The 24,771-nt window shown below is 36.2% G+C and carries 18 protein-coding genes; 17 read left to right on the top strand and 1 reads right to left on the bottom strand.

The window, feature by feature from the left end:
• The first annotated feature begins 349 nt into the window (after positions 1-349).
• From J7604_RS00090 to J7604_RS00020, 15 genes are all read left to right on the top strand, one after another.
• A complete protein-coding gene (locus J7604_RS00090; protein ID WP_293889649.1) occupies positions 350-3,670 on the top strand; it encodes a DUF4157 domain-containing protein in 3,321 nt (1,106 codons plus the stop codon).
• 2 nt (positions 3,671-3,672) lie between these two features.
• On the top strand, positions 3,673-5,010 hold the full coding sequence (locus tag J7604_RS00085; RefSeq protein ID WP_293889648.1) for a WG repeat-containing protein: 1,338 nt from the start codon (positions 3,673-3,675) through the stop codon (positions 5,008-5,010).
• Between the two features lie 135 nt (positions 5,011-5,145).
• Entirely contained in the window at positions 5,146-6,480 is a 1,335-nt protein-coding gene (locus tag J7604_RS00080) for a WG repeat-containing protein (RefSeq protein WP_293889647.1), read from the top strand.
• Positions 6,481-6,626: 146 nt separating this feature from the next.
• On the top strand, positions 6,627-7,241 hold the full coding sequence (locus J7604_RS00075; protein WP_293889646.1) for a hypothetical protein: 615 nt from the start codon (positions 6,627-6,629) through the stop codon (positions 7,239-7,241).
• 202 nt (positions 7,242-7,443) lie between these two features.
• Positions 7,444-10,305, top strand: a complete 2,862-nt coding sequence (locus tag J7604_RS00070) for a pesticin C-terminus-like muramidase (RefSeq protein ID WP_293889645.1) — start codon at positions 7,444-7,446, stop codon at positions 10,303-10,305.
• A 4-nt stretch (positions 10,306-10,309) separates the two neighbouring features.
• Complete coding sequence (locus J7604_RS00065; protein WP_293889644.1) at positions 10,310-11,032, top strand: hypothetical protein; 723 nt, start codon at positions 10,310-10,312, stop codon at positions 11,030-11,032.
• Positions 11,033-11,145: 113 nt separating this feature from the next.
• Positions 11,146-11,850, top strand: coding sequence for a hypothetical protein (locus J7604_RS00060; RefSeq protein ID WP_293889643.1), 705 nt, complete (start codon positions 11,146-11,148; stop codon positions 11,848-11,850).
• A 448-nt stretch (positions 11,851-12,298) separates the two neighbouring features.
• Positions 12,299-12,697, top strand: coding sequence for a hypothetical protein (locus J7604_RS00055; protein ID WP_293889642.1), 399 nt, complete (start codon positions 12,299-12,301; stop codon positions 12,695-12,697).
• A 4-nt stretch (positions 12,698-12,701) separates the two neighbouring features.
• Complete coding sequence (locus tag J7604_RS00050; RefSeq protein ID WP_293889641.1) at positions 12,702-13,313, top strand: FISUMP domain-containing protein; 612 nt, start codon at positions 12,702-12,704, stop codon at positions 13,311-13,313.
• Between the two features lie 181 nt (positions 13,314-13,494).
• Positions 13,495-14,103, top strand: a complete 609-nt coding sequence (locus J7604_RS00045) for an FISUMP domain-containing protein (RefSeq protein ID WP_293889640.1) — start codon at positions 13,495-13,497, stop codon at positions 14,101-14,103.
• A 97-nt stretch (positions 14,104-14,200) separates the two neighbouring features.
• Positions 14,201-16,645 (top strand): T9SS type A sorting domain-containing protein, encoded by a 2,445-nt coding sequence (locus J7604_RS00040; RefSeq protein WP_293889639.1) that lies wholly within the window; start codon positions 14,201-14,203, stop codon positions 16,643-16,645.
• Between the two features lie 417 nt (positions 16,646-17,062).
• Positions 17,063-20,047, top strand: a complete 2,985-nt coding sequence (locus J7604_RS00035; RefSeq protein WP_293889638.1) for a pesticin C-terminus-like muramidase — start codon at positions 17,063-17,065, stop codon at positions 20,045-20,047.
• 22 nt (positions 20,048-20,069) lie between these two features.
• Positions 20,070-20,864: a hypothetical protein gene (locus J7604_RS00030; RefSeq protein ID WP_293889637.1), complete on the top strand. Its 795-nt coding sequence runs from the start codon at positions 20,070-20,072 to the stop codon at positions 20,862-20,864.
• A gap of 113 nt (positions 20,865-20,977) precedes the next feature.
• Positions 20,978-21,913 (top strand): hypothetical protein, encoded by a 936-nt coding sequence (locus tag J7604_RS00025; RefSeq protein WP_293889636.1) that lies wholly within the window; start codon positions 20,978-20,980, stop codon positions 21,911-21,913.
• Between the two features lie 32 nt (positions 21,914-21,945).
• Positions 21,946-22,110, top strand: a complete 165-nt coding sequence (locus J7604_RS00020) for a hypothetical protein (RefSeq protein WP_293889635.1) — start codon at positions 21,946-21,948, stop codon at positions 22,108-22,110.
• Positions 22,111-22,281: 171 nt separating this feature from the next.
• On the opposite strand, the gene J7604_RS00015 is transcribed toward J7604_RS00020, so the two are convergent.
• Positions 22,282-22,404 carry a hypothetical protein gene (locus tag J7604_RS00015; protein ID WP_293889634.1) on the bottom strand — a complete coding sequence of 41 codons (123 nt, stop codon included), beginning with the start codon at positions 22,402-22,404 and terminating at the stop codon, positions 22,282-22,284.
• 214 nt (positions 22,405-22,618) lie between these two features.
• Between J7604_RS00015 and J7604_RS00010 the strand changes: the two genes are divergently transcribed.
• Positions 22,619-23,236 (top strand): FISUMP domain-containing protein, encoded by a 618-nt coding sequence (locus tag J7604_RS00010; RefSeq protein WP_293889633.1) that lies wholly within the window; start codon positions 22,619-22,621, stop codon positions 23,234-23,236.
• Positions 23,237-23,312: 76 nt separating this feature from the next.
• Positions 23,313-24,771: hypothetical protein (locus J7604_RS00005; RefSeq protein WP_293889632.1), on the top strand; the 1,459-nt coding region annotated here is incomplete at its 3' end.

Raw genomic sequence — 24,771 nt, 5'->3', positions numbered from 1 at the left:
CTGTGTAATCAAGATTGATTAACCGATAGTTAAATTCGCTACAGAGAACCTTCTGCCCGAAAGGTTTAATTAAATTTACCCTTCTATCCTTCATTTTATTTAATTTTTGTTTCTGATAATCAGCTCATTTCATTCTATGGTATTGTTCGATGGTAATAACATCTAAATTTTGAGCCAAAGGTTTTCTTATTCCCCTGTAAATTGATACATTAGAGTATCAGTTGTTTATATATTAGAAATCTGAACAGAGGGTTTATTTTTTGAAACATTGACTATTTTAGAGTATAGTTACCAGTTTCTTGATTGCTCTCTTTTTTGTATAAATTTTTAATCGAAAAATTGCTCAGTTATGGGGGAATTTTTACACGGAAGTCGTCAGAACTCCGACAGAAATCAAAATCTTCATCAGTCTAATCAGGCCCAAAACATTGGCCTTGAACAAAAGCCTGTTCAGAAAGAGGAGAAAGAAGTAGAGAAGGAAACATTTGCAGAATCCTCCGCAGCAGAAACACTACAGCGAAAGTGGGATGGGGATGAAGGTGGAGAAGACAAGAATAAATCTCGTGGTCCTCTTCCACAAATGCAGGAGGAAGAGGAGGCTCCGGTTCAACGATATGGTCCGGTACCGCTAATGAGTTCGGAAACGGAGGTACCTGTTCAGCGTTATGGCCCAGTGCCAGTACAGTTACTGGAATCAGAAGAAGAGCCAGTTCAGCGTAAAGGTCCGGTTCCAACGATGAATCAAACAGAAGAAGTTTCTCAAAATAACTATGCTTCCTCATCACCTGGTAAGATCCCATTCTTAATACAAAGAAAAATGGAATCCTCATTCGGAGCAGATTTTTCTGATGTAAACATTCACAAGGATTCTTCACAATCAAAAGAACTTAATGCATATGCTCATACGCAGGGCAATGATATACACTTTGCTCCCGGCATGTATAATCCCGAATCTCAAAAAGGTCAGGAGTTGCTTGGCCATGAGCTGACTCATGTTGTTCAGCAAAGAGAAGGAAGAGTGCAGCCAACTGTTCAGAAGAAAGGCGTAAATATCAATGATGATAAAGGACTGGAGAAAGAAGCTGATGAGATGGGAGAGAAGGCGGCGAAGGGAGAAGAAGTAAAAACAAAGGATACAGGCGGCGAATCATTAAATGCGCCTGTTGATTTAATTCAAAGATTTGAAGCGCCAGGCCACGAGGCGGCAGAGAGGAGAGCACTGACTGAGGCGAGAGCTGATGGGCAGCAATTTACAAATGAAGAAGCCTCTATGACCTATTTCGGAAACTGGATGAGGGACATGAATCAGGTCATGGTGCCGGCTTTTGCTGATGCCATTGGTAATGATGGAGCCTTTGCCCTCATCAAGATACTGGCACTTAAAAAGTTTGGAAGAGAGATTAATCCTGAATTATTCGGATATTATATTCCATCAGAACATATAGATAACCCTGCCGGTCAATTACCGGGAGCTGATTACTTCACATCTGCTCCAACCGTAAGTCCTGATCTTAACAATCCGAATGAAAAGGACAGATTTAATACACAGGATTATCCTGCTCGGCCTTCACAGTATGTGACACCGCAGGAGAATACAGATCCGCAAACTGGAACGGTTTTAGGTGCGAATATTTTTTCAGTGGATGATAGTGGTGTAATGGCCTACATCAGGAGAACCAATGTGCACGTGGAAAAAAGACTTGAACTTGCCGCACTTAAAGGGAGGTCTTCTGAAGGTCTTGTCCATTTCGGAGCGGCAATGCATGCTGTAGAAGACTTGTTTGCCCACTCCAACTATGTTGAGATTGCACTTAATAAGATCCTTCAGGAAAATCCTCCGGTAAAAGATGATGGTTCTCCCGGCTTGCTTCCGGAGCTAAAAGGTGCGGATCGCCAAGTGCAGACGCTTTCTGCTAAAACACCAGAAGGAAGGCCTTCATTGGTAACGGGGACTTTTACAAGTTTGGATACACTTGAATCTGTAGGAAGCGAAGGTGTTAAAATGCTGAGGATGGGATTAGCTCCCGCAGGATCTGCTGAAGAAAGAAAGGCTCAGGAAGCACTAGTGAGTGCATCATTGAAAAAAATGGATACATTAAAATCAAATCCTGCATTAAGAGCCAAAATGGTAAAGGCAATTGAGGAGGCGAAAATTCCAGTAATTTCAGGGCTTGGAAAAGGTAACATCGACACTGTAGTTAAATCCGGCAATGTGAGTGACCTTTACGAACTTATCAGGGAAATTAATAAATATGTTCCTGTACTTGATATACTTGCTCCGGTACACAATGCAATTGTAGCAACCATAAATACCACGGTGCTTAAACCTACATCTGACAGGATAGAGAGCCAGATGCTTGGAGTAAAAGTTCAGGATACACCTCTTTATAAAGGGAAGAAGGAAGTGGATGAAATAGTGAATAGTGGAGGAAATAAGTTTTCATCAATGCAGGAAATGACGGCGTCAATAACAGGAGAAGCGCCGGACGCCAAGAAAAATCTGGCAGATGCACAGAAGCGACAAGCTCTTCTTAATAGCACTCCTTCAAAAGTATTAGCCAATGCATCACATTCACAATTAGCTAAAGATCACACCAACAGCATATTTTTTGGTCTTGCATTTAAACTCGCTGTTGAAGCAGATAAAAAGCTTAGAGATAAAATGCTTGCCGTGTGGTCCGGATCTCCTCAGGCAAAGGATCCTCATGTTGAAGAAGCAAAGGCGTTCAGAGAGGAAGAGGCAAAAAGAGCCCAAGACGATAGTTTCTTTAGCCCTGTAAAAAATATGTTTGCGACAGAAGCTAATGATGATGTGAAGACGTCTGAAACAAGATCTAAACAGGATGGTGAATCTTTAAAATATGGGAAAGAGGTTTATAACGCCGGTAAAAAACCTGGACAAGAGTACGACCTTCAGGAAATACGAAATGATTCAGCAAACAGAATTTTAGCTATATCTGCTACAATTAGAGGAATTGCAAATGCTCCTGGTAGTGCTTCCCAATCCATTGGCGATCTTAAAAAAACAATGGGAAATAACAAGATAGATAATGCTGAAGCAAATAAGGTTTTAGATAAGTCGATGGCAGTTACGGGGAATGCAAGCGTTAATTTGAACCAACAGCAATTGACTATTAAATTGTTGCAGTGCGCAGATACTTTTGATAAGAATGCTACAATGGTTAGAAGTGCGGATACTTTGGCTAAAAGGGAAGTTGCTTTTAATGAATTTAATAAAACAAAGTTAATGTTATTAGAATTGTTAAAGGCATTAATTAGCAATAAGGATACTAAGGGATTTATTGGAGCAACGGCAGCTGGTTCTTTAATAATTATGCTCGATCGGGAAGCGGCTATATTGGCCCCAGCATACACAACGGAGCAACTTAATATGCTGAATGATCCGAATCCATCTAAAGCATTACCAAAATCTACCATAGTACTTCCACCACTTTCCAGAGTTGACGCTCTGCCAGTAAATGATACTAAAAAACAAGCGATCAAAGATTTGTTACAGACCTCAAGAGAAATAATAGATCATCCTTATGATTCTTCCTGGTGGAAGCAACATGTTATAAATTTTATAAACCAACATCATGATCAGATTTTGGAGGAGATAAAGGCAAGAAACGCTGGATATGTAAATTTTGGAGGGGAGCATCAACATTAATTATGATTAAAAACATTTTATTCGGTCTCTTTATTTGTTTAACCTGGATTACAGAAGGGCTCGGTCAGAATATAATATTTGATAGTCTGGCTGTGTATAAGCATAATGGTAAGAGGCAGCTTATAAAAAACAAAGGAACTTTAATTTCAAATGATGAATATGATTTCATTGTATTTTATTGTACCGATAGTTTAATTTCTGTAAAAAGGGGTGAGGTTGCAGGTTACATAAATAGGCATGGAAAAATTGTTATACCGTTAAAATATAAGTTTGCCAATCGATTTTATAATGGATTAGCACTAGTAAATGATGCGAATATGTCAGGAGGTTATATTAATCCAAATGGCGAAGTTGAGATACCAATAGAAAATCCTTACTCTTTTGAAGATTTTAAAGGCTTCTACATTGATGATCGAATAGTAAAAAGTAAAGAGTTATACTATGGTTATATTAATGGCCATAACGATTTAGTTATTCCATTTGAATACGATGATGCAAAAATATTCCAGGATCAAAGAGCCATCGTAGGAAAGAAGGATCAATGGTCAACCATTCTCTATGGAACAATTGATAAGTATAATCAAGTTCAAATCCGACCGGAGTATAACTATCTTGAATACCAATATGATGATATTTATTATGCAGGTAAGTTTTTCAACTTTGGCAAACCTGATTATCACTATGCGATGGGCTGCCTGAATAGCAAGAATGAAATAATTGTACCCTTTAAATATGATTCTATTCAGCTAAGACAAAAGTATTTGTATGTAAAAGGTAATGAATGTTATAAGCTGAAACTTGAAAACTTCATAGCCTGCAACATAAGAGAAGAAGGCTGGCGCATTGTGGATTCCAGAAATGGTAAGGAAACAGCCTGCTGTTATACTGACGTGGGGGAAGTTAAAGGTGGTTACCTTGAAGTGAAGAAAGATAAATGGGGACTAGTGGATAGTCTTGGGAATGTGAAGATTCCTTTGATATATGATTTTGTTGAAATCTATGATGATGAAGTCGTTGCAGTTAAAAAGAATAACAAATGGGCTTACTTTAAGACAGATGGTATACAAACAACCGATTTTGTTTATGATTACATAACTGAATTTAGGTTGGGTTATGCACTTGTTAAGCAAAGTGACAAGTACCATCTGATAGATAAAACTGGAAAAGTAAAACTGGCAAATTTTCCGGTGAATAAAGAAGAAGGAACATATATTCATCATCCTGTTCAGGGCAGTAACACCCTGCTGTTTTGGAAGAAAGGTAAATATGGCTTAATGAATATGAATGGAAAGATTATTTTTCCAGCGAGGTCGGAAGAGGCAATACTTTTTGTGTATTAATTTCTTTTAAGTGATATAACAGGAATGGTTTTATTTCCTAAACAAACCTGATCTATCGGAAAAATTGTATCTGCATCATAAATAGATTTCATGAAGATTAGGCAAGGAATGTAGATTATGTTTATTGGAAGTTTCATGAAAAAGTTCTTGGTTTTATTTTCTTTCATTGTTCTGGTTTTGCAGGCCATAGGTCAGGAACTAAACTATGATACTTTAACTTCTTACAAGATCAATAAAAAATCAGGTATTATTGACAATCATGGAAAGATAGTGCTAAAACCAACATATGATCTTTTATCAGTGACGTGCAGAGATCGTCTCATTACCGTAAGCAATAATGAAAGGCATGGGGTGGTAGACAGAAAGGGAAATGTTGTAGTGCCAGTGATTTACAAATTTGTTTTTTCATTTCATAACGGCCTATCTCTTGTCCAGGATACTCTAGGGAATGAAGGTTATATTGATGAACAGGGAAAAGTCAAAATTCCTTTAATCTATGACCCGTTTACATTCAGTTCTTTTAGCAGTATCTATTCTTCGGGATTAATACAAAAATATAGTGACATGAAGTTTGGCTATATAGATGGGCTGGATAATTCAGTTATCCCTTGCGAATATGAGGAAGCGGAGTTGTTTTTGGATGACAAGGCCATCGTAGGCCAAAAAGACAATTGGTCAATTACACTCTATGGAACCATAGATAAGAGTAACAAAGTTCTCATACCTCTGGAGTACAACTATCTGGAATATCAATATGATGATCTTTACTATGCAGGTAAGTTTTTCAACTTTGGCAAACCGGATTATCACTATGCGATGGGTTGCCTGAATAGCAAGAATGAAATAATTGTACCATTTAAATATGATTCTATTCAGCTAAGACAAAAATATTTGTATGTAAAAGGTAATGAATGTCATCAGCTGAGGCTTGAAAATTTCATAGCCTGCAACATAAGAGAAGAAGGCTGGCGCATTGTGCATTCCAGAAATGGCAAGGAAACAGCATGCTGTTATACTGACGTGGGGGAAGTTAAAGGTGGTTACCTTGAAGTGAAGAAAGATAAATGGGGACTAGTGGATAGTCTTGGGAACGTGAAGATTCCTTTGATTTATGATTTTGTTGAAATCTATGGTGATGAAGTCGTTGCAGTTAAAAAGAATAATAAGTGGGCTTACTTTAAGACAGATGGTACACAAACAACCGATTTTGTGTATGATTACACAACTGAATTCAGGTTAGGTTATGCGCTTGTAAAGCAAAATGGCAAATACCATCTGATAGATAAAACAGGAAAAGTAAAACTGTCAAATTTCTCTGTAAATAAGAAAGAAGGAGCATATATTCATCATCCGGTTCAAGGTAGGAATACTTTGCTGTTTTGTAAGAAGGGTAAATATGGCTTAATGAATATGAATGGAAAGATAATCTTTCCAGCAAAGTCAGAAGATGCTATACTTTTTGTGCGGTGATTTGATGTGTGGGAGAAATTTAGCCAGCTGAGTTTTAAACCAGGAGGAACTGATGCTTGGCAAGGCATCATGATCTAAACATGCTTCAAATGAATCGGTTAGCGTATCGGGAGAGGAATAGATTTTTATATAAAGTGAAATTATAAATGAACATAAGAGTTTTTAGTCTATTATTACTTATTACACTTTTTAGCTGCAAGCAAACTACAGAAGGAAATATCAGTGAGGTTGGCGCACCTGATACTATTGCAGTAGAGTCTTCAAGGGAACAGTTGCAATCTAATTCAGATACAGCATTTGTCGGAATTCAAAGGGCGGAAGGAAGTTCATCGGTTCAGTATGAATCTTATTGCAATGACAGATGGAAATTGTGCATGCAGCTACCTAAAGATCTTTTCATACATAAAGGAAATACATGCAACATTGTCGTGTGTGACGAATTCATTTCTAAAAATGCTCTTGTTTCATTTAGCATTCACGAAGACATCGGAGAGTTTGAAAATTATGAAGATAAAGAATATTCCATGGAAGAAATCCTGAATCTTAATAAGAGTGTCGAGCTTGGAGAACAGGCAAAGGTTGATTCAAGCAGTATTACTGAAGGGTCACTTTATTTTTCCGGAAAAAAGGATAATGACTATAAAATCAGAAAGATGATTATGAAAAATAGATCTTGCATGAATTTCACTATGAAATTTCCTGCCGACAGCATTGATACTTACAAATCCATAACATATAATATTTTTAGTTCTATTAAATAGATTATATTTTTACAGAGATTATCAGAACAGGTTTTTTTGCAAATGATAATTTTATATGGTCTTCAAATGTATCCTAAGCAATTGAATATCGTATTAAAAAAATCAATCTGGTTTACCGTCAGAAGTTTGAAAGGGGTTATCAAATGTTTAGTTTTATAACCGAAAAGATTTTTCAGTTAATTTTTATCAGGAGTAGTTAACCATGGGAGAGTTTTTACAAGGACGTCGTCAAAACACTAAGAACCAAAATAATCACCAGTCGCAGCAGACAAAACAAGCAGCTCCTGCAAATAATCCGGTCCAGAAGGCAGAAGCAGAGCCGGAGCAGGAAGTTTCCACGGAGTCGCCTGTATCTGAGGTGTTTCAGAGAAAATGGGATTATTCTGATGGCGATGAAGATAATAAAAACCTGCGTAGAGGTCCGGTACCATCTATGTCGGAACCGGGAGAAATGCCGGTTCAGCGCAAGGGACCTGTGCCATTGCAGTTTAGCGCAGATGAATTAGAAGAGGAGCCTGTTCAGAAAAAGGGGCCTGTGCCTTTACAGTTCCAAACATCTGAGGAGGAAGAAGTGCCGGTTCAACGCAAAGGTCCGGTACAAGCGATGGAGACAGAAGAAGAGGAGGAAGAGACCGTTCAGAGAAAAGGACCTGTTCCAGCCATGACAATGGAGCCTGAAGGGCAATATGAATCTGGCAGTGAAACAGCATCGGATAAATTGCCATCAACTGTTCAGGCAAAAATGGAAACTTCATTCGGAGAAGACTTCTCTGATGTAAACATACACAAATCATCATCACAGTCTAAGGATCTTAATGCACTTGCTTATACACAGGGCAATAATATCCATTTTGCTCCGGGACAATATAATCCTGAGTCACAAAAGGGACAAGAACTTCTTGGTCACGAACTGACTCACGTGGTCCAGCAGCGCGAAGGAAGAGTGCAACCTACAGTTCAAAAGAAAGGTGTCGGTATCAATGATGATAAAGGATTGGAAAAGGAAGCGGATGAGATGGGAGAAAAAGCAGCAAAGGGAATAGTTCAGTCTTCTGAATCAACTTCTCAATCAACCCAACCTTCTGGTTCTATTGTACAAAAGCAAGCGGCGAACGATCCTCTGAAAGTTGACAAAGGACAAATAACGTTTGATGCTGAAGGAAACAATGATTCTCAAAGCAGATACTATTCAAGAAGGGCACATTGGCCGGGCGGACCTTCTGGTGTGACCATAGGTAGAGGATATGATCTGGCGCATAGAGGATCTAAACAAACTATAAAAGATGAGTTTACTTCTGTAGGTATTGATTTTTCTAAATTCTCAGGTGCAGTTGGATTACAGGGAGAAGAAGCTCAGGACTGGCTCAAAGATAATAAGGACAGCTTGCCGGAAATTTCACTTGAACAACAGGAGAAATTATTTAACCTAAGTTATGCAAGTATTGAGAAAGATGTAAAAAGAATTTCAACAAAAGCAGATGTAGTTGAGAAATATGGAGAGGTCAACTTTGACACGCTTGATCCCACCATTCGTGATATCATTGTAGATCTTAGGTTCCGTGGTGATTATTATGGAGAAACCAGGAAGTATGTTCAGGAGCCAATGGCGAAAAATGACCTTCAGGCACTATACAAAGTGATGAAGGACAAAACGAAATGGAAGAGTGTTCCTGAAGACAGGTTTAATCGCCGTGTTAAAGCAATTGAAGCAGCGCTGGGTATCAATGGGAATGCAAATAAAACAACTCCGGCAGGTCCTGCGGCTACCCCAGTTTCATCTGGTAATCAGGTAGGTGATGGAGAGTATATAGTTAAAAGCGGAGAGTCACTTGAAGTCATTGCTGCTAAGTTTAAGACAGATGAGGCTACAATAAAAAATCTGAACAAAGATAAATTAAAACAATGGCCAACTAAATCGGGCAAGGTTGTCGAAGGCTTTGCTGCGGGAGACAAGATCAAAGTTCCTAAAGTACAGAAACCTTCAGAGAATGTTACCAAGTCACCATTAGCGGAGGAAAAGGGCTTTATGGAAAGTTCTTTTGATTTGTTGAATGATGCAGTTGAAACAACTAAAGGTATTATAGAAGATGGCTGGGATTCTTTTTCAAAAGGCCTAGGTAGTATATTTGGTACAAGCTCAAGTGCTCCACAATCTACAACACCAGCAAAAACAGCGGATGCAAAGGCTACTCCAGCCAAAACAGAAACTAAAACTACTGCACCAGCTCCAACTACTCAGGAGACCGATAAGAAAAGCATATACTCAAGTCAGAGAGATAATAAATTCAGTGGTACTGATATTTATGGGGCAGGAACCAAAGGCGGCAATGTGTCTGCGGACAACATGTGTAATGTGACATCCCTTGCTATGACATTAAAGAGTCAGGCATCAGAACATGATCTGAAGACGAACACCATCAATCTCTTAGTCAAAGGAGGAGGCTATGATGAGACTAAACGTGCAGAGCTTATGGGATACGATCTTGAAGATCTCATTATAAGAAGGTTTGTGCAGTTGGGTTCTGACTACTTCAAGAAAAATGTAATGGGTAAAGATTTTAAGTTTGACGGTAACCCACCTCATCAGTTTGGTGCATGTCTGTCTCATGTTGGAAAACAGATTTTCACAGGAGTTCAGAAAACTCTGGATTATTATGATGTTTTTGATAAAACAAAATACAAGAACATTGCTCCTGAACTTGACAAGGGAAACACAGGCTTTGGAGGAACATATCTCACAGGAGGTCACGTGGTAAACCTTGTAAAAGTTGTAGAAGATGGACTTATCATCAACGACCCTTATGGTTTGATTCTGGGAGCTAAGAGTACTTACATAAAGAACGGAAGTAAGATAGCCGATAGTAAGCAAAAGATTAATGCTAATATTGCGGTCATCGAAAAACGATTCAAGTATAATTCGGCATTGTTGGCTCAGACCAAAGGCTTCCTGACCTCAACTGAAAAACTAGTACCTCATAACATGGGAGAAAATGTTTTCCTAGATTGGGATGATGTAAAAACATTCTCCGTATTCAGATGGCTGGTAATTTTAAAAGTTAAATAAACAAATGAAAAAACTTTCTCCATTATTTATGGCTATTCTTATAGCCTGTTCAACTCATTCAGAAAAAACAGAGATGAAAGACACTACAGCCTATTCAGTTATAGATACAGCAACCAGTGTTGCTAGTCCGGAAAACAATAATGTAAAAGAACAGATGAATATCCTGGCTTTCCATAAGCAACTTCAGACAATACCTCTACACCTCAATCATAATGAGGCATTCTCTTTACCTGAGATTAGAGAGGAAGGCGGAAATTTTGCTGTGTATGATCCTGCTTATGATGAGCCAGTTGATCAGGCCGTTGTTTCTTCTTCTGGTGATAGCATTGCCTATACTGCAGGTGATTATTCAGTAAGAGCAGTAGAGTTAAAGTCATGTGGAGGGCATCAGTATACTGCTCTCTTGGTATCAGAGTTGATGGGAAGCTTTCAATCATACACCTTGAAAGTGTTTAAGTTGGATAATGAAAAGTGGAATGATGTTACAGCTGAGGTTTTGGATCCAAAAGTCTTGAGTACTATTACGAAAGCTAATGTTTCAAAAGATGACTTTCAATTTGAGATTGATAAAAACACAATCAACGTTAAGCTAAATCCATCTAAACTTGGTCCGGCCTTCCAGGAGTCCAATGCAGATGATCCAATACTTAAAACCACTGAAGAAGAAAGAAATAAAAAACTAAGGCTGGAATGGTCTTCAGAGGAATGTAAATTTGTCGCGAGATAAAGGCTAAGCTTGGTCATATATCTTCTGGGAAGAGTTCGATACCCACTATAGTCATTAAAGTGTTTTAAACATGCAAATATTCATACTTTCAAAAATTTAATAACCTTATAAAAATGTCACGTATTTCAATCCTTTTATTGCTTTCATTAATGATTTATTCATGCACCAGTGAAAAGAAGAACGATCAGCAAGAAGTGAAGACAGACACCTCAGCTGTTATAGAAGAAGCTCCGGTGCATTCGCAAGACACGGCCTCTACTTCTGATGTTCCTCAGTCAACAGGAGAGGTTGGTACTTACGCTTCATTTATTTCTAACTTTAAAGAACTTACAACACCGGTAGAATTGGTGCCGAGGGATCTTGAAGAGGATCAGCTTACAGCCATTGACACAAGCTATCAAAGTAAATACATCAAACCATTTACCAGCAAAATTTCGGAGAAGGACTATCCATATAATTTCAACTATCCGGATTTTAGTAGTAGCAATTACAAAGCTATAGGAAAGGTGACATTGAATGAAAATGTAACATTGGCTATATTTTCATTATTTTATGAAAGCTATACTTTTGTTTGTGTGATTGCTTATGATAAAGAAGGAAAGATCCTTGATGGAAAAATGGCTGCCGAAGAAGAAGGAGGATCTCAAGTAAGAATGGTATTGACGGGTGTTCTTGAAAAATCAGATAATACAGTTGTACTAAGTACAGATTATATAGAGAAGCATTATGATGCAAAAGGGAAAGTTACCAAAAAGAATCCTGTAACGACAAAGTATAAATTTGATTTGAGTTCAGGAAAGTTTGTGGCTGAAAAATAATTCAAAGATCTCAAGCTCTGCTTAAAAGAGAGGTTATTTCAATGATGAGGTAACCTCTCTTTTTTTTTATATATAGTAGCTTCATTCAAGTTAAAAGTATATCATACCTGGATCGTACCTCAACATGCATACATGTTTTGGTGCCGAAAATATTTTACAATGAAAAGGAGAATAATTCAAGATTCATTTAAGTATTAAAATTTTTTTACTAACTCCTTGACTTTTAAATAAATCTTTTTACTTTTGAAACACATTTTCAGGTACAGATTTTTTTGTACAAAGTTTTCGAGTACAAGTTTGTAATTATACTACCAGCTGTTGGATAATCTACAAGCCCCAGAGTTTGCATAAAACTCTTTCTTTATTAAATCCGGTTGTTGAATAAATTTTTGAATGTTGGTTCCGGAATAATTCACAGCTTTTTCATTTAACTTTTATTCAAATAGCTATGGGAGAATTATTACAAAAGAACCGTCAAGGTTCGAATAATCATCAGAATTTCCACCAGTCTCAGCAGACACAGTTAAAGCCATTAGAGAATAAGACAGAGATTAAACCTGAAGAGGAAGTTTCTAATGAAACTCCTGAAGCAGTATTTCAAAGAAAGTGGGACAGCTTTGGAGGTGATGATGAAAGCAGGGGGCAGCGAAGAGGTCCTGTTCTATTGGGGAGCACTGAGGTTGAAAACTTCATTCAGGAACGCGGCTTTGTACCTATGCAGATAACTTATAGATCCGGTGATGTGGCGTTTAATTTTTTTTCATCTTTTGAACAATTGTTCAACCATATAACACCTATGATGAAAATACACTTTGTAAAATATATTTTTGACCCAAACAACTTTTAATTAAATGAAAAAACAACTGTTTTCTTGTGCCTTAGCTTTGGCTATGGTGAGTATTCTTTTTGTGTCTTGTAAAAAGGATAAGGATAATAAACCACAATCTGCTGAATCTACTTTTAAAGATCCAAGAGATAGTAAGATCTATAAAACTATTCGGATTGGTAATCAGATGTGGTTTGCAGAGAATTTAGCTTATGAAGGAACATTGAAAGCAGGCTCTTCTTTTCGTCCTTATTCAAGTTTAGATTCGGCAAAGAAATATGGAATGATGTATACAGGAGATGCGGCGAAAATTGTATGTCCAAATGGTTGGCATTTGCCTTCGGATGAAGAATGGAAAGTACTTGAAAGATATTTGGGGATGTCAGAAGAAGATTTAAGTACAGTTAGTTCGGCTTACCCAAGGGGAAAAGATAAAAATGTAGCTTTGAAGCTACATAAAGGTGGAACGTCTATGTTTGAATCAATGAATGTTTATGGATTTGGATTTTACTGGGCATCTACAATTTTATATTCAAATCAATATTTAAGATCGGTTAATACCGATGCAAATGCTGTGTTTAGAACTTTAGAACCTAGTTCTCGCGAAGCTTGTGTTCGTTGTCTTCAGAATAAATAAGAATGTATCCACGCATTTTGGATGTCTTGTGATAGACTTGAAGTCTCTATTTGAGATTGCCTAAGGACTATAGACTTTCGGATTATAATTTTTATCTTTTGATAAATTGTTCAACTGTATAAATAGCTATGAGTAAAAACCACTTTGTAAAATATATTTTTAACCACAAACTTTTAATAAAATGAAAAACCAAATGTTTTCGTTTGTCCTACCTTTGGCTATGGTGAGTATTCTTTTTGTGTCTTGTAAAAAAGATAAAGATAATAAACCGCAGCAATCATCGGAATCAACATTTAAAGATCCCAGAGATCAAAAGATATATAAGCTGGTAACTATATTTGGACAGACATGGTTTGCAGAGAATTTAAATTATGAAATGGATGGATCGTCTTCTTGTGCTGATGATTCTTGTGATAAATATGGCAGATTATATACTGGGCCGGACGCTAAAATGGCTTGCCCGGAAGGTTACCATTTACCAACTGATGAGGAATGGAGAACGTTGGAGCATAATTTGGGAATGAGTGATGATGACACTGCTAAAGTCGGTGTGTACGAAACAAGAGGTGTTAGTGAATCTATTGGGATGCGTTTAGCAAAAGGAGGAAGTTCTGGTTTTAACGCTATAATATTGGGGAATGGAACTTATTTCTGGTCTTCAGATACTCAAAAAGATTATTGGCAATATCAGTACATGAGAATATTACATCCCAATGATTCTTCAGTTTATAGGACATTTAATGGAAAGCCTGAGAAAGCAAAATTATGTGTCCGTTGTTTAAAAAACTAATGCTCATTATTGGCAGGACTAAAGAGTGTACTGCTAATTGTTAATTTTTATTTACATCGATTTTATAAAATTTTTCAACCAATAAATAAAACAGAAAATGAAAAAACTCTTCATTACTATACTTTACATACTCTCTATCACGCAAGCTTATTGCCAACTGGGCAAGCTTGATTCGACCTTTCATTCTTATGGCTATTCTGTTTTTCGAATTAAAGCAGCCAAAGAAGTATCAGGTGGAAAAATACTCTTAGGGACTGAAAGGGGACTAAGAAGACTCAATGCAGATGGAACGGTGGACAATACATTTATCAATGCATTTCAATTATCTAGTGGACTTAATGCTATAGCCTTTCAGTCTGATGGAAAAATTTTGATAAGTGGCTATTTTAATAATTGGGATGGTTCTAATTTTGGCAACTTCGCAAGACTTAATGAAGATGGGTCTCTTGACAAATCATTTAAAGGAGATTTAAATGCAACTTCAATTTTATCCATTAATATAAGACAAGATGGGAAAATTTTAATTTGTGGATATTTTTCAGAGTATAATAGTAGTTCAAATACTGGAATTGCCCTATTAAATAGCGATGGAACACTTGATGCTTCATTTAAATCTCCATTAACAGGTAGAAGCTATTCTATAAATGATTGTGCTGTTCAATCAGATAACAAAATTATTATTAGCGGAAATTTGAATTTTGCAGATGGTTCAACAAAAGAATTAGTAAGACTAAATGCTGATGGTTCTATAGATGGTAATTTTATAACAGGATCAGGATCTAATGATGACATCAGCAAATTACTTATTTTGTCATCTGGTAAAATAATAATTGCAGGTGAGTTTACTGAGTACAATGGGCAAGCTATAAACAATTATGCTCGTCTTAACACCGATGGTTCTTTAGATAATGGGTTTAATCCAGGAAGTGGATCCTGGAATAGCCACTTTTCAAACATCTTTGTTTCAAGTTTAAAGGAACTATCCAATGGGATAATTATTGTTTCTTGTTATTCTCCAACTTATAATGGCAAAAACACAACTGGACTCTTTCAGATTAAACCTGATGGAGAGTTCGATAAAAATATTTCCTCTATTTCTTCCATTTCAGTTGATGGGATTGAAGTATTAAAAAATGGAAAAATTTTGGTTTATGGTTCATTTAAGACTGTCAATGATAAACCAAGGAATAAAATATTTCTTTTGAATAAGGATTATAGCCTTGATTTAGATTTTAATCCCGGTGACGGGGCTGACGGTCAGGTTAGCGACTTTATATTACTTCCTAATGGAAAAATAGTAATGGTGGGAACCTTTACTGCAGTAAACCAAGAGAGAAGTTGTGGTATTGCCAGATTATTAAGTAACGGTTCGCTTGATCCTACTTTTGAAACAGGAATCGGTTTTACTGGGAATGGCGATAATCATCCTATGGCAATTGCTAAACAGGATGATGGAAAGTTTATTGTTGTGGGTAACTTTAATCATTTTAACGACAATGCTGTTGGTAATATAGTTCGACTATTGCCAGATGGGTCGATAGATAAAAACTTTAAAACATGGGTAGGATCTAATAATATAATTGGTGGTGTTAAGGTGAGGCCAGATGGTAAAATTATTATTACCGGATTGTTCTACTCTTCCGATGGTAAATTTGTACATAACATTATGCGATTAAATTCTGATGGGAGCCTTGATGAAGAATTCTATACTGGAAAAGGTACGGATGGACCTATTTATGATTTTGAAATAATGCCTGATAACAAATTACTGGTTGTCGGTAGTTTTACTAATTATGATGATAGCCCAGCGAATCACATTCTTCTTCTGAATAATGAAGGTAGCATTGATTCAGCTTTCATTATAGGTTCAGGTGCCGATAATCGTATTAATTCTATAGCACTGGATAAAGATAAAATATATTTGGGCGGAAACTTTGGATCTTTTAATGGCTATTCAACTGGTGGAATAGTTAGATTGGATAAAGAAGGCAATGTTGATAATGAGTTTTTATTTCAAAATATTTGGGGAAGTATGGACGTAGGAGATATTATAATCCAATCCAATGGCCAGATAATTTTAACTAAACCATTTATAAGATTAAATTATGATGGGTCTATTGATAAAGACTTTAATATAAGCATTGGAGATGATATTTTTAAGCTTGGAATTCAACCAGACGGAAAATTCATAATAGGTGGAAGCTTGCAATATTATAATGGCACAATGATAGGTAACATCTGCAGAATTGATGGCGGTGACATAACAATCCCTAGTGGAATTTTCTCAACAAAGGAGTTCCAAACATTTTCTTCTGTCTATCCAAATCCCACAACTGATAATTTAAACTTTACCGTTAACGGAACAAGTGGTAAGTACAATTTATCAATCTATTCAGTAACAGGTAATGAAATGCTCAACACTGAAGTTCCACCAGGAAAATTTGTAATTAATACAGATGCATTTCCAACTGGGATATATGTTTATAAGGTCAGTAATAGGAATGGCGAATACAATATTGGAAGGATAATAATTGACAAATAAAAGTAATTAAAGATATGGATTATTCAGAGGCTTTCAATTGAAGATCTCTGAATAATCTATATCCTAGTTTCCAATATTGCTTTCATTCTATTATCCCATAAATCTCGATTCAGTCATTACTATTTTTACTAAGGCGTCGATCTGAAAACAAATGTTTATTGTACCATAAAATTGGTTTAACCTCTTGACTTTTAATTTAAACTATCTATTTTTGGATTACAGTTTTAGGTACATTTTTTTTGTACAAAATGATTCTTTAATCCGGACTTCAATTATTCTTTCAGCTTATGGATAGTTTTTAAAGGAATTTTGAAGTCGTATTAAGAAATCCATTCAGTTTTATCACCTGATTTTTGAAAAGTATAATATGCGTTCAGTTTCAGGAATGAGAAGTTTTCAGTTAATTTTTATTCAGCTATGAGAGAATTTTTACATAGAAATCGTCACGACACAAAGAATCAGAATAATTATCAGTCTCAGCAACAGGCTACAGTACAAAGCCTAGTTCAGAGGGAAGAAGCAGCTCCTGAAGAAGACATTTCTAAAGAATCGCCATCCTCAGAAGTATTGCAGAGAAAATGGGACGGAAATGAAGGTGGAGATGATAAAAATAAGCGCAGTGGTCCTGTTCCTTCAATGGCAGAATTAGAAGAAGAACCTGTTCAGCGGAAGGGCCCTGTTCCATTGCAGTTTCACCCATCAGAGGAGGAAGAGCCAATTCAGCGTCGTGGTCCTGTACCTTCGATGGAAGAAGGCGATCATGAAGTAGCACCAATTCAAAGGAAGGGTCCGATTCCATTGCAATTTTATGCCACCCAAACAGAAGAAGAGCCGGTTCAGCGCAGAGGTCCTGTTCTACCTATGTCGGTGGAGCATGAAGCAAGTGATGAACCAGGTCATGAAATAGCTTCAGATAAGCTTCCTAGTAAAGTACAGACTAAAATGGAAAACTCTTTTGGGGAAGATTTCTCCGATGTTAGCATCCACAAAAATTCATCACAATCAAAGGACCTTAACGCGCATGCCTATACACATGGCACCAATATTCATTTTGCTCCGGGTCAATACAATCCTGAATCTCAGAAAGGTCAAGAGCTTATTGGCCACGAATTGACTCACGTTGTGCAGCAAAGAGCAGGAAGGGTACAACCTACTGTGCAGAAGAAGGGAGTGGGAATTAATGATGATGAAGGTTTGGAGAAGGAAGCAGAGGAAATGGGAGAGAAGGCCGCCAGAGGAGAATCTGCGAATGTTCAAAATTATGCTCCAGATTTGATACAAAAGAGTGATGCAAATAAGGTTGAAATTCAGGCTGGCTCAATTGCCCTTGAGGGTGAGGGTGGGATGAGTCAGATTAGAAATATTCATATTCCTAAAGGATCAACTTCCTCAGGTGTAACGATTGGAAAGGGATATGATATGGGCTCCAGAACCAAGGAGAAAATTATAGATGATCTTGTTGCTGCAGGAGTATCAGCGGATCAGGCAGAACAGATTTCTAAAGCAGCTGGTTTGAAAGGCAATGCTGCAAGCCAGTTCGTGAGTGAAAAGAAACAGTCGATTGGAAAAATAAGTGAAGAGGCTGTGTTGAATTTATTTAATGCGGAATGGTTCAAAATGAAAGCGACAACAAAGAGCTTTGCTACTTCAAACAGAAGTAGCGGAGGGAATGCAAGAAGTCGGGAGGTTAAGGAAGGGAAATCTGCAGGCACTTATGTTTTAACTTCAGAAGAATGGGAAGGTCTTCATCCTGCTTTAACTGATTTACTTACAGATATGAAATATCATGGGGGATATTATGCTTATGATAGAATAGCAAGGATAAATGAAGCGATTAAAGAACATTCAGGGAATCAAATCGACCAGCTTAAAGCAGTAAGGGAGATATTTACATCTGGGTATATAGAAGATTATACAGAGTCACTGGGTATGACAAGAGGAAGGAATAATTCTAGTGAAACTTTTTATGGCCAGACTGTTGATTATGAAGGAAAGTTTAGAAGGGATGAAATTAGATTGGCATATTTGAATTATGTGATATCATCATTAGAGTCAGGAAAAGCTGTTGAAATTAAAGGTTCCACTACAAGTCCGATTAGGACATCCGGTAGTAATTCTTCAAGTAGTCCAACTGTAGCGGTTTCCTTTCAAGCTATTTCAACTCCTTCTGAAAGAAGGATTTCAAGCAATGGAAGTATTTCAGATTCTGTAGGATTAGGAGGAAGAAATATAAAAGCCGATACAATTTTTGTTCAGCAATTGCTTTTTAAATCGGGATTCAATATTTCTATTAACGGGTTAGCTGATGGTGCTACAATTAATGCAATTAAAGATTTTCAAAAGATAAAGATTCCTCGAATGGTACCGGATGGAATGATAACACCCGGAAAAAAAACTATTACATTATTAGAGGAATTTGCCAAAAGCCAAAGAGTAAATCCAGTAAAAGAAAATAAGGAAACATCGGATTCAAGAGTAAATGTGCTTGAGATTGCGTATGAGAATTATAAAAAGGGAAATATTACAATGGTTACATTAGCATCGAAAATTAAACAGTGTAACTATCCTAATACAGTAATCAATATTTTTAGCTCATTGCCTTACTTAGACAAAGATAATCTAGCATTCTCTGTTGTAAATCAATGTAAAGACGATGAGCTCAGAAGGTTTGACAAGAAAATTCTGTATTGTTTGGCAGATGCTTTGGATACTTTTTTTGGGACAAAGAATTGGTCTGCTAATATAGCACAAAGAAATAGAGTGTTAAAAGTTTTAAATTCTCAAACTAAGGAACATAAGAATATTACCGATGAGCAAGTGGCAAATCCTCGGGCTTTGTCCAATAATATTGGAGAAGAGCGAGTATTAAAAGAGGGAGTGAATATTCGTAATATAGGAATGGAGATGGCGGATGAGTCGAAATATAAAAGAGGAGCGGCTTATATAGATACTGAAGTAAATGGCCATCACTATCATTCAGGAGAAATTATTCCAAATAAAAATCACACTTGGTGTAATCAATTTGCTATGGATCTTGCATTAAAAGTTTCCAACAAAGATCCCTTCGAAAGATTACCTAAGGGGAAATTAGGCTCTACTGCTGCAGATATATTAGATTTTATGCAAAAGGGAAATGGTTTTATAAAGATTCCTAATCTAAATAATGCATGGAAAGATTACATTAATAAAGGAGAATTAGTTTACTTTGTTGATTCAGGACATATTGCTACGGGCATACCAACTTCAGGAGCAGAGCTGAAGAAACAACAGGATAGTGCAAATATGGAGTTTAAATTTGGAAAAGTAGTCCAGGCAGGAAAGACAATTGGCGAGCTCTATTTAAATCAAGCATGGGGAATTGATAAATTTAAAAACTTAAGTATTTATTCATATCATGGCTAAAGGAAGTTTAAAAATAAATTGTATGAAATATATTAATTCTCTTTTCTTGTTTTTTTTTCTGCTTGGAGTAGGATGCATGAGTCCTTATAAGGAGCAGTATTCGAATATTGATAGTACGTATTTATCTGAAGATACTCTTCTTTCTGTATCTGATACTTTAAATGACCAGAATAAATCAGAAAAAGTTTTTGAGCCTTTAATAGTTAAGGATTTAGCGCCTCTTTCTGATTTTGCTCCTTTATATAAATATCCATATTCTTTTGAGATGGATAAGGAAAATAGGAATGTTTCAGAACAAAATGATTTGAGATTAGACGAGGCTTGTAAATACTTTTTTCTTGAAAAACTCCAAAGTGTATTGGAAAAGCATTATACGAATTTAAAAGAGATCCGAAATATTTTTAAAGATTCATTAAGTTCAAAAGTTATACCTCTTGGTCAGTTTAAATATCCTGGAAATAAGTTTAATTCACAATTGATGTGCATTAATGTAGAACGGAATGAGAGAGCATATGATTTTGTATTATTGGTAAATCGAGATTACGAAACACTTCAATATCATAATTCTGCAATTGTTGCAATGAAGTATGGAGGAGCAGAAGGCGACAATAGATTTGTTGAATTGTCAAGTAAATTTGATGTAGATTCCACCGGCAAGTTTATCCATATAGACCAAATTTTGGAGGAAGCCGATGCGGAGATTAATAATGAAGAAGTACCTATGAAGAAAAAGGATATAAAAATTCAAATTAAAATAGACTCTTGTCCTGATTGTGAGCGTATCCCGGAAGATTTTATTAAATATGTGAAGGAATAATGTATATTAATTTCTGTGACAATGGTTTTAAACTCATGATTGTCTTAACTGGGATTTTATTGATTGATTGGAAGAGAGAATAAGCGCAATATTTTTCGAAGATTTTTTAATATATGTTTAAAAGCTTACTAATATTTATAATATTACTATTCTCTTCATCATTTTCAATTGATGGCATTGTTAATGTTGACCAAATAGATACTTTCACAATTGAACAATATTATTTTATGCTTCCGGCAGAGGATTACTTTAATTGTGAATTCAGTCCTAAGCCAGATGCTACATTTAGAAAGATGTATATTATAAAAAGCAATGTCAAAAATGGCTACTTGGTAGCTTCTGATAAAAATGATTTTAGTATAGAAATGGCCTTATTCAAAGACAAAATTATAGGTAGGGACATAATTGCCGTCTTTAGCCGTGGTTGCAATATTGGCGGTCAATGTCCCCCACGGTATGATTTCTGGACATATAAAAATAAACAATGGTTCAATGTTACAAAAGAGCTGGTTAATTTGGAGAGTGTGTCTAAAAAGGTCGAGCAAGAAAGCGGATCAATTCCCGGGTATCTACTTCCTGAATTAGGAACAGATATAAAAGTGGTTGAATGTGATTCTAAAAAGGATTTAGGATATAGGCTTAAATGGGTAAATAGTAAATTTGAATTAATAAAGAATTCAGCTGTTCCTAGCAAAAGTGATGCAAGTTCTATTAAAGCATATAAACTTGTTAGAGGAAGTGCAAATTTTCCGAACTGTAAAATTAGATATAGTGTGGAAGAAGAAAATGGCAATTCAGTTAAATTATCTGAAGAAGTAAATAGTATTTTAAATTGTCCCGCATTACTAGTGATTACCCCTGATAAGAAGTCGTTATTATATGGAAGTGGTAATTCTATAAAGCTTTATAATATTCAGAATTCTAACACACAGGTTCTTTTTTCTGAGGAGAACAATGGTGTTAGTAATCCTTTATGGAGTGCAGATGGTAAGCATTTTGCATTCGTTATTGTTAATGAAAAGAGTATAAATACAAGACAAAATTTGTAATTGGTGAATATAAGGATGGAAAGATTGTTAATTTGATTTGGAAAGATGCACCTGTTGATTATTTATGTGGTGGATTGTGCAAAGCAAGTCCTGGCATTGATTTTTGGTATGAAGACAATGAAAACTCTATTGGATATAAACCTAACGTACTTTTAGACGATATTCCTGAAGGTGCAGGAAGTCTTAAGATTAGATGAGAGTTTTGTTGCATCAATTATGAAAGATCTAAGTTCAGAAGTAGTTTCCAATTTGTAAAATCCTTTCTTTTAACACCGTAATTATGGATGTATGGGAGCTTCTTCTTTACCCATTTTGTTGATGTACCCATCAATACGAAAGAGAATTGAGTAGGTAATACTTTGGGCTATTTATAACAGTTTCAATCGTTCTACCTCTATTAAAGAGATACCCAAAATAGCCAATCCTGTCCAGCCATTAATCCATTTGCTCTCAATGGAATAATTTAGGAGAAAATTTCTTGGATTTTTCATCTAGAGTATCCCGATTCAAACATTTTTCCTTTAATCTCTTGATTTTTAGAAACTATTCCCTATTTTGGCATTCCCGAAAAATTTTAGAGTTGAAGATTACTATTTTTACTAAAATTGGTACATTTGGGGAGTTCATTCAGTTGAATATCTTTTGAGTTTAAACATCTATTTTAATCGACCAATATATTTTTGAATTAAAAACTTCTTATAGAAAATGAAAAAACTAATGCTTTCTTGGACCCTGGTTTTAGCTGTTGCAGGTCTTACATTCATGTCTTGTGGAAAAGATAAAGATGATAATAACCCGGTAGATCCGAATGCGGGAACAGTTAAAGATGAGAGAGATCAGATAGTTTATAAAACTATAAAGATAGGAGATCAGACTTGGTTTGCAGAGGATTTAAGATACGATGGTCCGTTGTCACAAGGTAATTCTTATAACCCATCTTCAGGTGGCAAGTATTATGATTTGAGTGGAGCAAAAGTTGCATGTCCAAATGGTTGGAGATTGCCATCTGATTTGGACTTTAGAACTCTTGAAAATTATTTAGGTATGTCAAATGCTGACACAGCGAAAATTGGATATGGGGTGGATAGAGGTGTTGATAAAGGTATAGGTTTGAAGCTGCAGAATGGTGGTAGCACAGGATTTAATTTTATTATCCCTTCAGGACCCGCTAATAGTCGCGATGTTTGGACGTCTACAAAAATTTCAAATGGAAATCCCAATGGCGATATATTGACGAGGACTTTTACAAGGAATAGTAATTCGATAGATCGAGGCAGAAATTTTGAAGGAGGCCAAATGTGTGTTCGTTGTTTAAAGAATTAAAATAACAATATAATTAACATCCTGCTAATCTGCAGGATGTTTTTCTTTTTAATTTACTTTTTAAATAATGTTTGTAATGAAAAGAGATATAGTTTTCCTTCATAGAAAAAAAATAAGTCTTTTAGTTTTCCTTTTATTTTTTTTGATTTTTTCTTCTAGTTATGCTGCGGAAACAAATGCAGGGGATACCACAGCGGTATTCACAATTGCTGCGCAGTGGAACAATACCTGGGGAACCACCAATATCTGTCTCCAGTCGGGTGCAACGTCTGCCACAGTAAGGATTAAAGTTCAAGACTTAAACTTCAAAGTCAAAGGCAACAGTAACCCTGGAAATATTCCATATAAATTTTATGTGTACTTAACCGGAAGTCCATCTCCTGTTTTTGTAACAACTGATTTTGAGTTTGATATTTTTAATGTTAAAAATGGTAGTGAAATAAAAGTTGTAGTAGCAAAGCAAAACGATGTTGCTAAAGAATATGGAGAACAAGCTTTAACATTTAGTGTTACATCCATCCCCAACTATACCCTCTCTGCCCCTTCGACTAATGTTTGCCTTAACAATGAGGGAGACGGCCCTTATGATTTAGTTTTGAGTCCATATAAAGCAGGGTTAACTTATGAGTTTCGCAGAACAGGCGATAACAACAACACACTGTTAACCTTTGTTGAAAAGGCTGGTGGAGTCTTTACAAGAACGCTAGACAATGCTATTGCAGGATCCAGTTCATATTATGTTTATGTTACAGAAAATGGTTGCAGGAGTGATAAAATAACCAGTCCAACAATAACATTTTCAAGGTCACCAAAACTTAATGAAAAGGCCTCATACCTCAGATATCTTTCTCAGGGAGGAACAATAATTTTAAAAGATCTTTTTAATAATACAAATGGCACCTTTGATAATGATTATACTTTTGAAGATTTGTCGGGAAAAGGTTTGGTCGTAAAGCAAGGAAGCTCCTGGATCTTTAAAGGTGATGAAGCAGGTGAGGGGGTTTATAAAAATATTATAGCATATACACCTAACAATGCTACTTGTTCAAATGGAAAAACTACGATAGGCACGGAATTAAAGATCCTAAATGATAAGGAGAGCCTAGTTATATTCCTTAAAGCCACCAAAGAGTTACCTATATGTGCTAATCAGGAAAGGTATCCTCTGCAGGTTCTCATAAAAGATGGATGCCAACCTGCAAGTCAACAGATGCCTCAGATATCTGTTGGAGGTATTCCTGCATTAAATATTGCATATGTAGATATCGAAGAAAGCATTAATTGTCACATATACAGTTTTGAGATAGAACCAATCAAGTACAATAAAAGCGAGGTAGATATTAAGGTTGGAGGCCTTTCTACCGTTGGGTGTGATTTGTCAGGAACAATAAAAATTGCAGCCCCCAACGATCCCATTATTTCAGGCCTTCCGGAAACAGTAAAGGTAAGTGGTGAAGACGTTGCATATATTTGCGGGTCGTCATCGGACACAATATCAATGAGAGCAAATCCTTCGGGAGGTTATTATACCATAG

The organism is Sporocytophaga sp., assembly GCF_017745095.1.
Taxonomy (GTDB): domain Bacteria; phylum Bacteroidota; class Bacteroidia; order Cytophagales; family Cytophagaceae; genus Sporocytophaga.
This window is presented reverse-complemented; position numbering and strand designations above follow the sequence as displayed.